Origin of the sequence: Desemzia sp. FAM 23988, from assembly GCF_045528365.1 — a bacterium.
Lineage (GTDB): Bacteria > Bacillota > Bacilli > Lactobacillales > Carnobacteriaceae > Desemzia.
Map to the genome: position 1 here is coordinate 110,762 of NZ_JBGQQS010000005.1, position 16,725 is coordinate 127,486.

The following is a 16,725-nucleotide window of genomic DNA, read 5'->3' on the forward strand; positions in this document are numbered from 1 at the left end:
TGTCACTTGACTAGTAAAGCGGGCTTATTCTTCAAGTGGGCTTTTATTTTGTTGTCACTTGACTAGTAAAGCGGGCTTATTCTTCAAGTGGGCTTTTATTTTGTCGTCACTTGACTAATAAAAGAATATTTAATTTGTTAGTCCGAAGTATGATTGAAAATTGATAGCTTTTTTTGAGGTTACTAATAAGAAAATAACTGTGATTCGTGCAATCATTAAGTTAAACGGGAAAAATCACCAAAAAAACGCTTAGCACAAGCAACGATGTTAAACATTTTTCATTTACAACTGTAGAGATAATCGAATCATATCTCTACAGTGAATATCATTTTCCCAAATGACTTCAGAATAACGCTGAAGGAAAAAATCTTTATCCACACCGTCTATTCTAAATCCGCACTTTTGATACAAGGCTAGTTGTCCAATACTTGAATTTCCCGTACCGACCTCCATTATTTTGTATCCTTTTGTTGCTGCACGCTTAATGGAATCTTTGATCAATTGTTTTCCAAAGCCTTTGCCAGAATGATTTTCTGCTACAGCGATATTGATCAATTCTATGGTATCAGGCTTTGTCGCAACTAAGACGTAGGTTCCCATTATCTGATTGTCCCTCTCAGCTACATAACAATCCCCTCTCAGCAAATATTCTTCAATAATCTCTTTTGAAGGATCCGCTGACAGCAGTAATTCCATTGGCGGCTCTTCATTTGACTCTAATTTACGAATCAGCACATTTATACCCTGCCTTAGTCTTCATTTAGACTAATCCTTCTTTTTTCAATAATTTCATCATATTTACTTTACTGTCTGAGGCTACTTTTCGAATTTCCAATTCAATTCCTTTTTCATGTAAATATTTAAAAGCGTCCACATCATTTTGGTCAACCGCAACGGCATTCGTAATCATTTTCTTTCCTTCTGCATAACTCATACTGCCTATATTGATAGTCTTTATGTCTGCATGGTTCTTCACGACTTTTACGACATCTTCAGGATTTGTAAATAGCAGCATTGCTTTGAAACCACTAAATCTAGGATCATGCGTGATGTCTACCATTTTTTTGACGGTGATCACATTTGCTTTTACTCCAGGTGGTACAGCTTGTTTCAACAACGTTTTGCGTAATTCATCTTTAGCTACACTGTCGCTGACGACTAAAATACGGTTGGCTTTTGTTGTTTTGGTCCAAACAGTGGCTACTTGTCCGTGAATCAAGCGGTCATCAATACGGACCAATCGAATTTCCATACTCATAATAGGTTGTCTCTCCCTCTGCTTTTCAATAAACTTTCTAAATCAATTCGGTTAAAAAACATCCAGACTACGTTTAAGTGATGCATATGAAGGCTTTTTATACTTGTTTTTCTTTCAACTTATTCTGATACATCGCTCCGACAAATTTCAATTCATTTTTCGAAACTTCTAGATTGAGACCATACAATACAGGAGCAATATTTTCCTCGATCAATAAAGCCAATTTAGGATTCACCTCGTCTACATCTTCTCCTGAATGGATTTCTTCACGTGTGATGATTCTTTCTAACATCCCGCATAGATGCAGCATGATGCCCAGGTTAAAGGCATTTTCAAATACTTGGTCCAACTGCTTCTCCATCACATAACAAAAATCCCATACAGGTGTAATGATTTTTGCCGGGTTGATGTAGGTTACATACTGACTCATATAATCTACACATATCTCTTTAGACAAACGCGGCAAGATCTTTTGCTCCCCTTCTGATTCGATCCCCTCTAAGATATTATGCAGCCGGTGTTTTCCATTACCCGCTAATAAAGCATCAATCGGAATAAAAGGCACTTGCAGTTGAGGATCGATCGAACCACAGGTAGCTATAACAGTATAATTTTTCTGCAGTTCTTTTAATTGCTCTTGATAATTCAAAATAGAGATCGGGATAATACTGATGTCGCTTTCTAGATATTCCGCTAAGATATCCTCAATGATCTTCTGCAGTTGAATAGCTGTTCCTTCTCCAGTAGCACATATCGTAACGATAATTTGAGGTTTATCTGTTTGTTTGGATAAAGAGTAGTTCTCTTCTGCAGCTATTTCAAGACTATTTTTTTGTGTAGAGTATCCCCTGAATCGCTTCAATTCTTGAGACATGGACACCAGGTCTTGATTGGAGAACTGTGTTTTTCTGGCAGCTTCAAGCAGCATAGGAGTTGTCACCATATCATGAGTCTCAATACGAATACCGGTTTCATTCATGATCTTTTGTCCAAATGTTACCAAAGAACCCATATCGGTCAGATACAACACTCCAGCCCCATTATCTGCTTCTTCAACAGCAGCTTTTACTTTTGGAAAAGCTTCATTAGGATTCATTTCCAATGGCATATCTACCGCATACAAATTAACAGAATTCAGCAATGTTGCGACCACTTCTTTCATGGAGGACGCTGTCGAAACTCCATGCGCTGCAATCACGATCCCTACTTGGCCTTGCTGTTCTTCTGTTCGTAAAGAAACCAGCAGCATCGTCAAATAATTGACCTCTACTGTGGGGACTACGATTTTGTAATACTGTTCAATCTCAGTTTTGACCGCTCGAGCAGCACGCTGTTCTTCTTGGTAATTCAATACAAACTCTTTTAAATGTACATTATTATTGTGTACGAATATTCCTTCTTGGATACGCTTGACGAAAGAACTGATGTGCAGACTCATCGCGTACAAGAATTTTTTTGAAAAATTGAATTGCAATATTTCTTCTACGATCTGCTGAATTTTTTTTGTTAGTTCAATGATCTCCACATCGACAATATCTTTCAGTCCGTCTTCTTTAGTCGAAAAAATCGTATTTTTATAAAAAGATTTTAAATGCAGATCGATATCGGTCGTGATAAAATGGTGGATTTCTTGATCAGAAACCGCGCTTTCCTTCAACATGGCTACTTTATCTCCAATAATTTCATATAAATTAAATGGCAATTCGTAAGTATCTGAATCAAATACCATAATATCGTCAATCGGCGTAATTGTAGTCCAAGGTTCTAAAAAATGAACAATTTCGTGTCTCAATCGTTGATTTAACGCAATAGAATCATATCCGTCTTCTAATATACTGGACATGCTGTCGTAGCGTAACGTGATTTCTGATCGATTGTTGACACTATCCAAAAATCCTCTGGCACAAACCATTTGGATCACTGACTTTAATTGTCCAACGTTTCCATATGTGACACTACCCAAGATGGCTTGCATGACTTTATCTTCTATTTGGATACTTTTTTGGATCCGTTTAGCTTCGATGCTCATTAAATATTTCAATAAATTGATCTGCTCGACAGCTGGACGATTTTGGAATGACGGCAGCGTAATAACGATAGGTATCCGTCGGTTAAAAGTTGCCAACAAAGCTGAATTTGGATCTTCTGTTGTGGCACATACAATCCGCACATCAGCTTTTTTCTTTTCTCCCGTGTCTCCCATAGGTGAAAAAGAACCCGTATCCATAAAGTAAAACAACATCTCTTGTCCTTCAGGCGGCAGGCGATGGATCTCATCTAAGAACAGCATATTGTGGTTGGCTTTTTCCAATAACCCTTCACTACTGCTGATTGCTCCGGTGTAGGCACCTTTCACATGGCCAAACAAATGAGACATCAAAAGTTGCGGATTGTGCGCATAATCGGCACAATTCAACACCACCATCGTCTTATCTTTAGCAATCAATTTATTGTCTTGGGCATACTGATACATTGCATTTGCAAAATAAGTCTTCCCTGATCCAGTTGGACCTATAATCAGCGTGTTCAATCCTTTCGGCGGATAAAAAATAGCTGCTTTTGCCTGACTGATCTGACTAGTCAAACTGCCGCTTGCTCCAATCATATTATGGAATAGATCAGTAGCTGCTGATGACGATTCTTTTGAATTATTTTCTTTTTTGCTTGGAAATTCTTTAAAACTTCTGACCTTTTTTTCGAGCGGTCGATAATGATTGATCGTTGCGTCATAGTAACGAACCGGTCGCGTTTCCGTTTTGTCTAACTTACCTTCTCTGGTTAGTGTGTTAAGATCTTTTGATGCATTGCTGCGAAGAATGTCTAAGGACTCCGCAATTTCAAAAGCTGTTACCCCGCCACCGATTTCAATATCCCGATCTTTTAAATGACTGGTTTTCTCCAATACGTAAGCTAGTACCTTATCTTTTCTTTTCATCTTGTTCCTCCTTAGAAAAAAATAAAAGCACTTACATTTCTCGTTTTAAGTTTAGTGTATCATTATTTTTGACACACTGCATCTTCTTTTTCCAAATTTGTTGATTGAAAAATAATTTAGTGATCTTGTTATGTACAAAAATTGACACATCTTACTACCGAGCCTAAGGTGTGTCTTAAAACTACTTTGAAAAGAGATAAATAGTTTTGATTTTCATCATGTAACGTTTGTTGACAATCAAAGTTACCTTCTATTTTAGAGCAACAGCAGCTTATTGATACAACGGCTTCAAAAAACTACATTTCTTGAATCCCGAGCAATATTTCATTGATAATGTGGTTGTTCGCGATGTTCAAAACACATTCTTCATCAAGGTGGTTTTTGCCTTGATGTTCAAATCGGATTCTTCATCAAAGCGGTTTTTGCCTTGATGTTCAAATCGGATTCTTCATCAAAGCGGTTTTTGCCTTGATGTTCAAAACACATTCTTCATCAAGGTGGTTTTTGCCTTGATGTTCAAATCGGATTCTTCATCAAGGCGGTTTTTGCCTTGATGTTCAAAATGCATTCTTCATCAAGGCAGTTTTTGCCGTGATGTTCAAAACACATTCTTCATCAAGGCGGTTTTTGCCTTGATGTTCAAATCGGATTCTTCATCAAGGCGGTTTTTGCCTTGATGTTCAAAACACATTCTTCATCAAGGCGGTTTTTGCCTTGATGTTCAAAATGCATTCTTCATCAAGGCGGTTTTTGCCTTGATGTTCAAATCGGATTCTTCATCAAGGCGGTTTTTGCCTTGATGTTCAAAACACATTCTTCATCAAGGCGGTTTTTGCCTTGATGTTCAAAATGTATTCTTCATCACCAACTCAAATAGTGTACAACTATAGTTTCAAGACACATCCTAATCAAAAAAAGCTGAGATAAAGTATCCCAGCTCCTGTCCTGACTAAAATAAAGTCATTATTCTTTTCTTAACTGACACCAATGACTTCTTTTTGATTGTCTTTTTGCAGCCACTTTTCAATATCCAGATCTGTTCCCAACACTTTGTGGGTTCCTTCAATAATGTGCAGCTTTCCTTCACTGTAGTTTAACCCACTTGCAGCATAATCATAGGTTAGAGAAGTCCGTTTCTTTTCCAACACTGGATTTGGATGCGGAATGGCTGAAATCAATGATTTGGTATAAGGGTGTAAGGGATTGTTAAAAATCTCTTCTGTTGTCCCCGTTTCTAATAAATGCCCCAAATGCAATACACCGATCCGATCAGAAATGTAGCGGACCATAGACAAATCATGCGCAATAAACAGATAAGCCACATTAGTTTCTTTTTGGATATCCTTCATCAAGTTCACTATCTGAGCTTGAATAGAAACGTCCAACGCACTGATCGCTTCATCTGCAATAATGAGATCCGGATCCATGATCAATGCCCGAGCGATCCCGATCCGCTGCCGCTGTCCTCCTGAAAATTGATTGGGGTAGCGATTGGCGAATTCACGAGATAAACCCACACGCTCTAATATCTCAATGACCTGCTCTTCTCTTTCCTTTTTAGAACCAGCCTTACCGTGAATATCTAACCCTTGGGCAATAATATCCATGACGGTTTTTCTCGGATTCAGACTAGCCATTGGATCTTGAAAAATCATTTGCATCTTAGTGCGCATCATATCATTCGTTTCCCTAGAGAGCTTCCCAGAGATGTCTTGTTCGTTAAAGGTCATTTTACCCTCTGTGATATCGTACAGTCGAATGACCGAACGGCCGATAGTGGATTTTCCGCTGCCTGATTCCCCAACTAACCCATACGTTTCGCCTGGATAAATCTCAAAGGAAACTCCATCTACCGCTTTGACGGTAAATTTTCGACTGACTTTAAAGTGCTGCTTTAAGTTCTTCACGGAAAGTATAGGTTTCTTCAGTTCCGACATAGAGCTCATCCTCCTTCTTCATGCGTTCGATTCGTTCGAGCAGTTCTGCTGGTGGAGGACACACTGGAGCATTTTCTGCCAGCAGCCAAGTAGCTGCATAGTGCGTTTCGCTAATTTGAAACATTGGCGGCTCCAAGCGATAATCTATATTGAGAGCATAGGGATTACGCGGCGCAAATGGATCCCCTACTACTTCATGTTCTAAGTTTGGAGGGTTCCCGGGAATCGATTCCAATTTGTCCGCTTTCGTTTCTAAATCAGGCATTGCCAGCAATAGACCCCAAGTATAAGGGTGTCTTGGTTCATAGAACACTTCGTTTACTGTCCCCGTTTCTACGATTCGTCCTGCATACATAACGTTTACATGATCCGCAACTTTCGCTACTACCCCTAAATCATGGGTAATGTAAATAACGGAGATACCTGTTTTTTGTTGGATGGACTGAATCAATTCCAGAATCTTTGCTTGGATCGTTACGTCTAACGCCGTCGTCGGCTCATCACAAATGAGGACATCGGGATCACTGGCTAAAGCGATCGCGATTACTATCCGTTGGCGCATACCTCCAGAAAGCTGATGAGGATAATTGCTCATTCGAGCTTCTGCATCTGTTATCCCAACTAATTCCAACAACTCCAGCGCTTTAGCATATGCTTCTTTTTTAGGGGTTTTGTAATGGATACGCATCCCTTCCATAATTTGATTCCCAATATTCATTGTTGGATCAAGAGACGTCATAGGATCTTGGAAAACCATCGCGATATGCTTTCCATTGATGTTTTTTCGCATCTCTTTTTTAGAATACTCCAGCAGGTTTTTCGTTGTTTTTTGTCCATTTTCTTCGTAAGTGTATTCTATCGTTCCACTGTTTATTTTCCCATTGTTGCTTAGAATCCCCATGATCGTTTTAACGGTCACTGATTTACCACTTCCTGATTCGCCAACGATCGCCAGAGTTTCCCCTTTGTATAAGTCCAAGTTGACTCCTCGAACGGCACTTACCAGTCCAGAAGATGTCTTAAAGGCGATCGATAAATCTCGTATTGACAATACTTTTTCTTTGCCCATGTTTTTTACACCTCTTTCAATGTTGGATCCAATGCATCGCGCAACCCATCTGCTAATAAGTTAAAGCTGAGCATCAAAACGGCTAAGACAATGACGGGAGGCACAATCATATAAAAATGTGTCGTTAAGGATTTGAAATTCTCTGAAATAAGAGATCCCAGTGAAGCCATTGGAACCGGAATCCCAATACCGACAAAGGCTAGAAAGGCTTCCGTAAAAATAGCGCTGGGAATAGAAAACATCGACATAACGAGAAGCTGAGAGAAGATGTTGGGCAAAATTTCTTTGTACATGATAGGAAAGTCTTTTGCTCCCATTGTTCGTGCGGCCAATACATATTCGCTTTGCTTCAATTTCAACATCGAGGCTCTGGCGATACGGCTCATACCGATCCAACCTGTCAATGCAATCGCGATCGTGATACTTAATAAGCCTGGTTTTAAGACAATGATCAACAGAGTAACGACCACTAAGCTAGGGATACCATTTAGGATCTCCATAAAACGCTGCATGATCATATCGACTTTTCCGCCGTAGAAACCAGAAATCATTCCGTAACTCATCCCGATCAATACATCAACAATTACCGCCACTAAAGCAATATAAAGCGAGATCCGTGTCCCTACCCAAGTCCGAGTAAATAAATCTCTTCCTAGAACATCTGTCCCGAACCAATGATAGACATCTGCTCCACCATCGATTTCCTCATATTTATTGACTTCCAGTTCGCCTGTTGAAGTTTTTAAGGTTTCTGTTCCATCAAAAATGCCTAATTTTTCAAGTCCTGGAATTCGCGGTGCCATACTTTCATGCCCTGTTATTTGCTGGTCATAAGTATACCCTGTTATTTCCGGACCAATAAGAGCCAAGGCTAAAATGATTAAGATACTGATAAAACCTAAAACGGCACCCTTATTTTTCAAGATCCGTTGAATGATCGTTTTCCAGAAAGACTCTCCTGAATACACTTCGTCGATCATCGCCGCTTTATTGTCATTCACAAACTCAAAATCATTTGGTAAAAATTCGATTGGTTTATCCATTTGAACTCTCCTTTGCTAAACGTATCCTTGGATCCAGTACACCGTATAAAATATCCACCACCAGCATCACTCCGATATACAAGGCACTGTACACAAATGCTAATGAAATAATGATATTGTAATCATTTGATTGAATGGCTTGTACCATCAATTGCCCGATTCCAGGAATGGAAAAAATTTTTTCGACTACTAAACTCCCCGTCATTAAACTTACTACTAAAGGACCAAGAACCGTCAAAATAGAAATCGACGCATTGCGCAATGCATGTGTAACAACTAATCGGGGACCAGATACACCTTTGCTTTCCACTAACTGAATGTAATCTGAATTTAAGACATCCAGCATTTCTGTTCGGGTAAAGCGTCCAACTGTCGCCATCACTGTCATACTTAACGCAACAGCCGGCAATAGATAAGCATTGATGCCATCTGCGGGGTTAAACAACATAGGAAATAATTTCAATTGGAACCCTAGGTAATAAGATAACCCTAAGGCAAATACATAAGAAGGAATCGAAACGCCTAAAACAGAGATAAAGGTAGCTAAAGAATCCCATACTGTATTGTGTTTTAATGCTGAAAACACACCTAAAAACAAGCCGATAACGGCTCCGAGCACAATTGAAACCCCACCGACTGCAAGGGATATCGGCAATCGATTCTGAAGAAGGATGGATACATCTGTATCTTTTGAGATCGTGTAAGATTTCCCGAAATCTCCCGTCAACATATTGACTAAGTAACGGCCAAATTGGACCGGAATTGGATCATTCAATCCATATTTTTCCATGATAAATCCTTGTTGTTCGATGGATAATCGTTCATCGTTAAAAGGTGATCCTGGAAGCAGCTGCATCAAAACAAATAACACCAGAATGATCACTAACAAAGTTAAAAAAGACATCAGTACTCTACGAGCAATATATTTTTTCATAGTTATTTTCCTTTCGTTCGAAATAAAAATGCATTCTTTTTACATCGACACTAAACTATCAAAAAAAGGCATACAATGAATAATCCAAAACAGTTCTACTAACCGCTTGATATTCTCTTGTACACCTTTCTTTCAGCATGCATTAAAAACGGTTATTCTTTTACTGCATGTTTCATGATTCTTGATACACCAACAGAGTGGAAATCAACACCTGAAACATTGCTCTTGATCATTACAGCATTTCCTTTCTGGTATACTGGAAGAATACCAGCGTCTTCAAGAATGATGCTTTCTGCTTCTTGCAATGCAGCCCATCTTCCTTCTACATCAAGTGACAATTCACCGTCTAAAGAAGAATTAACCAGTTCATCATATTTTTCATTTGACCAGAAACCTTTATTGTTCCCAGAGTCTGTTAAGAATAAATCTGCATAAGTCATTGGGTCTGCATAGTCTGGACCCCAACGAGTTAATCCTAATTCGTAATCACCTGTGTTCATACGATCCAATCTTGTTTTCTTAGGCATTTGCTCGATTTCGACCGTAACGCCATCTAGATTTTCTTCAATCTGTGATTTCAACACTTGAGCCACATTGATAGAACTTTCTGTATCTTCAATAATCATTGTAAATGTAAAGCTGTCTTTTCCTAATTCTTCTTTAGCTAATGCCAAGGATTCTTGTGCAGCAGCTGGATCATAAGCCAAGTAAGTTCCTGCCGTATCGCGGAAATCAACTCCTTCAGCATCTACTGCCAACCCATCTGGTACCATGTAATCAGCTGGTACAGAACCATCTTTTAACACTGTTTCTGCAATATAAGTTTTATCAAATGCTTGTGCAAATGCTTTTCTCAAGTTGGTATTTTCCAACCCAGGAATTTTTGTATTTGGAGAAATGTACCACAGGTAACCCGCTTGAATCGTTTGGAATTCAGGATCATCTTTGAACAAATCAACTTGCTCTCCAGCTAAAGTTACTACATCTAAGTCTCCGTTTTGGTAAGACAACATAGCTTGTTGAGTATCTTTAATGACTTGATATTTAATGCCCTCTAAACTTATATTTTCTGCATCAAAGTAATCAGGATTTTTTTCCAATTCGATAGTTGTTGCAGCTGGTTCATAAGAAGTAATTTCAAATGCTCCATTTGCAATCAATGTATCCGCAGAAGTTCCGTAATTTTCGCCTGCTTCTTCAAAGAACGCTTGATTCATTGGGAAGAAAGATGGGAAGGCCATTAAACTTTCGAAGAATGGAACGGGGTGGTTCAATTTTACTTCTAATGTTTTTTCATCAATAGCTGTTACGCCTAATTCTTCAGGTGCTTTTTCGCCAGCAGAAATTTCATTTGCATTTACAACGCCTGCAATTCCCATAATGTAGTAATATTCACTTGCAGTGTCTGGATCAGCTAATCTTTGCCATGCATAAACGAAATCATCTGCAGTGACAGACGTTCCGTTAGACCATACTGCATCTTTCAACGTGAACGTGTATGTTAACCCATCTTCGCTGACATCTGTTGCTTCAGCTAATGAAGGAATCGCTACTCCTTTAGAATCCAATGTATACAATCCTTCAATCGTATTGGCAATTACTTCAAATGAAGTTCCATCAGTTGCCATTTGTGGATCCATAGAAGCTACTTCTACATCTACTTGAACATTCAATACTCCTCCGCCTGCAGTTTCTGTAGCATTGGCATTTCCTTCTGCTTCTTCTGAACTAGTTCCTCCACATGCCGCTAATACCAACATGGATGTCATTCCGGCAATAAACAAACTGAATCGTTTTGTCTTTTTCATTAAGTTTTCCCCCTGTACCCTTTTTAATTGCCAAGATTAAAACAATATTAAAATACTATTAAATAATAATAATCTGATTATAATTTAATTAGAATAAAACGTCAACAAAATGTTGAATTTTATTTTTTGCAGGTAGTTGATGATGAACAGTCTTATTTATATATAGAAACCTTGTAATAGAGCTGATTAACACAATTTTGAATACGCAATTAATTATTAGAAATAAATTAAAATCAATTCCCGTAGATTTACTAATCGATTCTAATGAAACAGTAGACTAACTTTTCACACTTTAGTAGTCGCAGAAATCTTTCATGAGTACTGACCTCGTTCTCCTTACCGGTATTTCAAAATAAACCCACAAAAGCCCCTTCTGCATCATGCAGAGGGGCCCTTTAAAGACTTCTTCATACTTTATTTCTCAGGTGTCTTGTTCTCTTTCTTCTTCTAATCGCTGAATTTCTTTTTCCAACTGTTCTTTATCTTCATCTGTCATCACGGGAAACTTTGGATCCTGTTTTTCGATCACATTTATCATGATCTCCGCTGCAAGATAACGCGTATACCAACCATCATCAGCAGGTAATATATACCACGGTGCATATTCTGTCGAGGTTTTATTCAAGATTTTTCCATATGCTTCCTGGTAAGTATCCCATTTTTGACGGTCATCTATATCGCTGAATGAAAACTCCCAATTTTTTTCCGGCGTTTTCATACGTTCCAACAGCCGCTCCCGCTGTTTTTCCTCCGATACATTCAAGAAAAATTTAACCACTGGAAAACCGCTCTCTACCATATACTTTTCAAAATCATTGACTTGTCGACACCGGACTTCCCAAGCATCATGATCGTCCTCGCTGGAAGGCATCGGGATACTTTCTTCTTCTCCGTACACAATCGGAGACAGCAAATCTTCATAGTAAGAGCGATTTAAGATAGCAATCTGCCCTCTTTCAGGCATCCCTTTGTGGACACGCCATAAAAAGTCATGTTTCATGTCTTCTTCAGTTGGTTTTTTAGTAGATGTTACTTTTAATCCTTGCGGCATCAAATGAGAAAAGATAAAGGTAATGATCTCATCTTTTCCTGCTGCATCAATCGCTTGCAACACTACTAAGATTCCTTTTTTTTCTTCTGCATGCAGTCGCAATTGCCATTCTCTTAATTGTTCCACACTTTCAGGAATCAATTTTTCTTTGATCTCTTCTTCTGTATAATCAGGATTTTCTTTTTCAGCCAGTTCTGCTAAATTTACATTTTCTTCAGGTTTTATAAGGTATTTAGAAATATCCATTTTTATTTCCCTCCTTTTAAGCTACTTGTCTTTGCTACCAGATTTAGGACAAAAATGCTTTAACCTAAGAAACTGCCACCCATTTTCTTCATCACTACTTTTTCAATTTCCACCACGACAATGATCATAATGGACAAAACAGCTGCAATTAGCCAATATTCCCAACTTAAAGTCACCAGATTAAAAATCGACGCTAGAAACGGAACTACTGCTACTACTGTGGTAGCTGCGAAAGAAAATAAAGTTGTCCAAAAAACCGTTTTATTCTCTGTAATGCCTGCATTAAAGATGGAATCATTTGTTCGCGCCACAAATATATGAATGACAGAAGACCATCCTAGAACTAAAAAGGCCAATGTTTGAGCTACCTCTAAGGAAGGTTCAATAGCAGCATTCAGCGCCAGATTTTCTCCAATATAAAAGGCAATTAATGTGATAACTGTAAACGTGGCAGCTGCAATCGCGATTCTGCGGTAGCCTCCATGCGCAAAGATACTTTCATTTTTATGAACAGGATCACGCTTCATAATATTGGCTTCCGCTTTTTCCCGACTCAAACCAAACCCCGGTATCCCGTCCGCAATGACGTTGATAAACAACAACTGAATAGAAGTTAATGGAGTTCCCCAACCAATCAATACGGCAATCAACATAACAAGAATTTCAGCCACATTGGCAGAAAGCAGGTAATAGACTGTTTTTTTGATATTGTCATACACTCGACGACCTTCTTCAACGGCATGAACAATCGTCGCAAAGTTATCATCCGTCAAAATCATGTCAGAAGCATTCTTCGCTACTTCTGTTCCATTCTCTCCCATTGCTGTTCCTACATCTGCTGCTTGAAGAGAAGGAGCATCGTTGACACCGTCTCCTGTCATGGCCACGACGTCCCCTCTGTGTTGCCAAGCTTCTACAATACGGATTTTATCTTCAGGAGATACTCGTGCATAAACAGAAAAGTTTTCGATTTGTTCGTTTAAATCTTCATCAGACAGTTCTTGCATCTCTTTTCCAGTGATGGTTTTGTCACCGTCACGGAAAATATCGATCTCTTTGGCAATAGCCGTAGCTGTAACGGCATGATCCCCAGTAATCATTATTGGACGTATCCCAGCTTCACGCGCTTCTTGAACTGCTTGCCTACTTTCTTCTCTTGGCGGATCAATCATTCCCACGATTCCGGCAAAAGTCATATCTTTCTCCAGTTCTTCATCATCAAGGTTATTGGGCTTACTGTCCATAAATTTGTACGATACCCCTATGATCCGTAACGCTTTTTCAGCAAAGGCATCATGAATATCGCCAGCATTTTGATCGTATTCTTTTTCAACAGCTGCCTCATCTAAAGGTATTCGATCAAACGCTCCTTTTGTGATGGCTACATATTTATTTTCATATTTGTGAACGGTTGTCATTCGTTTTCGATCCGAGTCAAATGGAATCTCATGAACACGTTCGTACTTTTCATCCAATTGTTCTTTTGACCACTCTTTGTCCTCCAGCAACTGAATAATAGCTGCTTCTGTCGGATCTCCGGAAATAGTATTTTCTTCCTCTTCTAGCTCTTTGACTCGAGCATTGGAAGCCAATCCCATCATTTTGATCAGCCAGTCTTCATCGTCATTAAATTCCTCTTCTGCTGTTTTGGGCTCATGAGAAACAGCCCAGATTCTTTGAATCGTCATTTGGTTTTTAGTTAATGTCCCAGTCTTATCTGAAGCGATGATTGAAGCACTCCCAAGCGTTTCTACTGCTGGAATATTCCGAATGATCGCATTTCTCTTCACCATATTTTGAACACCATAAGCTAGTGAAAGGGTCACAATGACCGGCAACGTTTCTGGTACGGCTGCAATAGCTAGAGATACGGCAGTCATCAAATTATCTAAAATGTTAATATTGCTTGTGAAAAAGTTTAAACCAAAAATAATTGCACCTGCGATAAAGGCTACCACAGCCAGTTTTTTTGCTAAACTATCTACTCGTAGTTGTAAAGGCGTTTTGCCTTGGTTGGAATCGGTCAATAACCCGGCAATAGATCCCATTGCACTATCCATCCCAACACCCACTACGATCCCTTTTCCATTTCCATTCGTCACAACTGTACCCGAGAAAGCTGTATTTAACACATCTCCAGTAGAAGCATCTTTTTCAACTTGGGCATTCGGATCTTTATCGACCGGAACACTCTCTCCGGTCAAAGAAGCTTCATCTACTTGCAGATTATTGGATTCGATTAAACGCACATCTGCATCTACTTTATCTCCAGCTTGAAGCACTAAAATATCTCCCTGAACGATTTCACTGGCATCGATTTCTTGCTCTTTTCCTTCACGAATGACTTTTGAAACCGGCGAGGAAAGATTTTTTAAAGAATCTAACGCATCTTCTGCTTTGCCTTCTTGATGAATAGAAATCGTCATATTAATGGCAATAATTATGAAGATAACAATAGGTTCCGAAAATCCATGAGAAGGGTCAGACAAAGAAATGTATAGTGATAAGAAACCAGCAAACACTAAAATAAGATTCATCACATCTTTAAACTGTTCTGCAATCCGAGCAAATAAAGACTTCTTCTCTGATTCTTCAAACTCATTCTTCCCATATTCTTCCCGATTGGCTTCTACTTGTTGTGTGTCCAGACCTTTCTCGATATCAACCTTTAGTTCCTCTGCGATCTTCTTTAGTTCTTCTGTTTTGTAATCCAAACAGTCGTCCCCCTAGATAAGTTTGTGTTCCCCTTCTTTCTCTTACTGAAAAAGCAAGCATTCGCTTTGAATTTATTGTAAAGAAAATCAGGATGATTTTGAAGTCAGACAACTTGTAAAATCAAGCTTTGTTGTTTGAACTAGTTTAATTTGACGGGCTGCTCTAAATCTGCATATTTTCATCATAAAATGTTCATATTCTTCTTTTATACTTATTTCATACCAAAAAGAAACATCCCTAATTTCTTATTTCTTTTTTACTCCTCCAAACTAAAAAAGAAAACCTTACCCTGTAAAAACCAGGCCAATACTTTGTTGGTCTGGTTTTTTATTTGCCATAAGGCGTTTTAATGGATTTTTTTCCATTTTGTTCTTATCATTGAATAGAAGCTTAAAAAAAGAAGAAAAGAGGAGAGCTTGTTATGATACCTAAAATAATTCATTATGTATGGTTTGGGGACAAGCCTTTTGGAGAAGTTGAAAAAAAATGCCTTGCCAGCTGGAAAAAGTACTGTCCCGACTATGAAATCAAACTATGGAATGAAGAAAGTTTTGATTTGGAAGGGGCGGGTATTTACGCACAGCAAGCCTATGATGAAAAACAATGGGCCTTTGTTTCAGATGTAGCTCGTTTATACGTATTAAAAGAATACGGCGGTATTTACATGGATACAGACATGGAAGTGATTAAATCATTAGATGAATTTCTAGAGTTGCCTGCTTTCATGGGATTTGAAATCGAGACAGAAATCTCTACAGGAATTATCGGCGCAGAACCCCATAATCCTCTGATTGAAGAATGGTACCAAGATTACGCAGACAGAACGTTCATCAAAGAAGATGGAACGCATGACCGGAAAACAAACGTCATTCGTGTCACGGAAATCCTTGCAGAAAAAGGATTCCAAATGAACAATACCAAACAAGTGTATGATGATGTTACTATTTTTCCTCGGGATTACTTTTCACCAAAAGACTACTATACTCATGAAATAGATGATACTAAGAACACCTATGCCATCCATCAATTTACTGGATCATGGCTCTAGAGAGTGGAGCAAGAGCGTTTAGACTTCCTAGAGGTCCACTTTCTCCTTTTTAATGGGGTGTTTCCCCAAAATAAAAGGAGAAACAAACCCCCTAAAAAGCTGATTTGCGCAACTCAGATATAAAAAAATGAAAGAGCGGGACAAAATGCGTTTAGCTCTGCTCAAACAAACCAAATACCGGATGAGAAGTTATTCTCTCGTCCGGTATTTGGTTTGTTTGAATCTAAGGCTGCATTTTGGTAGCTGACGTTCAGTTTTCCAATGAAGTATCAGGTTATTGTCCCATTCCCCACATTTTTAATGTTGGTAAAGAAATTCTCTCCGACCTATGAGGCTGCTTATGGAAAACCATCGGAAAGCCTTGGCGTTGTCTTCTTAAAACTCTAAAAGTTAGAGTCTTCATCAGGCAGGCTCCTTCCTTGATGTTCAATCGCTGATCTTCATCATGAAGATTACTTCCTTGATGTTCAATCGCTGATCTTCATCATGGAGTTTGCTTCCTTGATGTTCAAACGCTATTCTTCATCATGAAGATTACTTCCTTGATGTTCAATCGCTATTCTTCATCATGAAGATTACTTCCTTGATGTTCAATCGCTATTCTTCATCATGAAGATTACTTCCTTGATGTTCAATCGCTATTCTTCATCATGAAGATTACTTCCTTGATGTTCAATCGCT

At 38.7% G+C, this 16,725-nt stretch carries 11 protein-coding genes; 1 reads left to right on the plus strand and 10 read right to left on the minus strand.

Annotated elements, in window-relative coordinates; translation table 11 throughout:
* Positions 1-282: 282 nt before the first annotated feature.
* From ACEN4L_RS04715 to ACEN4L_RS04760, 10 genes are all read right to left on the minus strand, one after another.
* Positions 283-735, minus strand: a complete 453-nt coding sequence (locus tag ACEN4L_RS04715; protein WP_407096188.1) for a GNAT family N-acetyltransferase — start codon at positions 733-735, stop codon at positions 283-285.
* A 25-nt stretch (positions 736-760) separates the two neighbouring features.
* Positions 761-1,258: a mannose/fructose/sorbose PTS transporter subunit IIB gene (locus ACEN4L_RS04720; RefSeq protein WP_407096189.1), complete on the minus strand. Its 498-nt coding sequence runs from the start codon at positions 1,256-1,258 to the stop codon at positions 761-763.
* A gap of 97 nt (positions 1,259-1,355) precedes the next feature.
* Entirely contained in the window at positions 1,356-4,193 is a 2,838-nt protein-coding gene (locus ACEN4L_RS04725) for a sigma-54-dependent transcriptional regulator (RefSeq protein WP_407096190.1), read from the minus strand.
* A 974-nt stretch (positions 4,194-5,167) separates the two neighbouring features.
* Positions 5,168-6,130, minus strand: a complete 963-nt coding sequence (locus ACEN4L_RS04730; protein WP_109557449.1) for an ABC transporter ATP-binding protein — start codon at positions 6,128-6,130, stop codon at positions 5,168-5,170.
* On the minus strand, positions 6,075-7,199 hold the full coding sequence (locus ACEN4L_RS04735; RefSeq protein ID WP_407096191.1) for an ABC transporter ATP-binding protein: 1,125 nt from the start codon (positions 7,197-7,199) through the stop codon (positions 6,075-6,077). Before ACEN4L_RS04735 ends, ACEN4L_RS04730 begins: the two co-directional genes overlap by 56 nt.
* Before the next feature lie 5 nt (positions 7,200-7,204).
* Positions 7,205-8,242, minus strand: a complete 1,038-nt coding sequence (locus tag ACEN4L_RS04740) for an ABC transporter permease (protein ID WP_407096192.1) — start codon at positions 8,240-8,242, stop codon at positions 7,205-7,207.
* Positions 8,235-9,176 carry an ABC transporter permease gene (locus ACEN4L_RS04745; RefSeq protein ID WP_079650648.1) on the minus strand — a complete coding sequence of 314 codons (942 nt, stop codon included), beginning with the start codon at positions 9,174-9,176 and terminating at the stop codon, positions 8,235-8,237. The genes ACEN4L_RS04740 and ACEN4L_RS04745 overlap by 8 nt, the downstream gene beginning before the upstream one ends.
* Before the next feature lie 152 nt (positions 9,177-9,328).
* Positions 9,329-10,984 carry a peptide ABC transporter substrate-binding protein gene (locus tag ACEN4L_RS04750; protein ID WP_407096193.1) on the minus strand — a complete coding sequence of 552 codons (1,656 nt, stop codon included), beginning with the start codon at positions 10,982-10,984 and terminating at the stop codon, positions 9,329-9,331.
* Positions 10,985-11,405: 421 nt separating this feature from the next.
* Positions 11,406-12,281, minus strand: a complete 876-nt coding sequence (locus ACEN4L_RS04755; RefSeq protein ID WP_407096194.1) for a PPK2 family polyphosphate kinase — start codon at positions 12,279-12,281, stop codon at positions 11,406-11,408.
* A 59-nt stretch (positions 12,282-12,340) separates the two neighbouring features.
* A complete protein-coding gene (locus ACEN4L_RS04760; protein WP_407096195.1) occupies positions 12,341-14,995 on the minus strand; it encodes a calcium-translocating P-type ATPase, PMCA-type in 2,655 nt (884 codons plus the stop codon).
* 422 nt (positions 14,996-15,417) lie between these two features.
* Here ACEN4L_RS04760 and ACEN4L_RS04765 point away from each other — a divergent pair, with 422 nt between their 5' ends.
* Positions 15,418-16,044: a glycosyltransferase family 32 protein gene (locus ACEN4L_RS04765; protein WP_407096196.1), complete on the plus strand. Its 627-nt coding sequence runs from the start codon at positions 15,418-15,420 to the stop codon at positions 16,042-16,044.
* Positions 16,045-16,725: the final 681 nt, after the last annotated feature.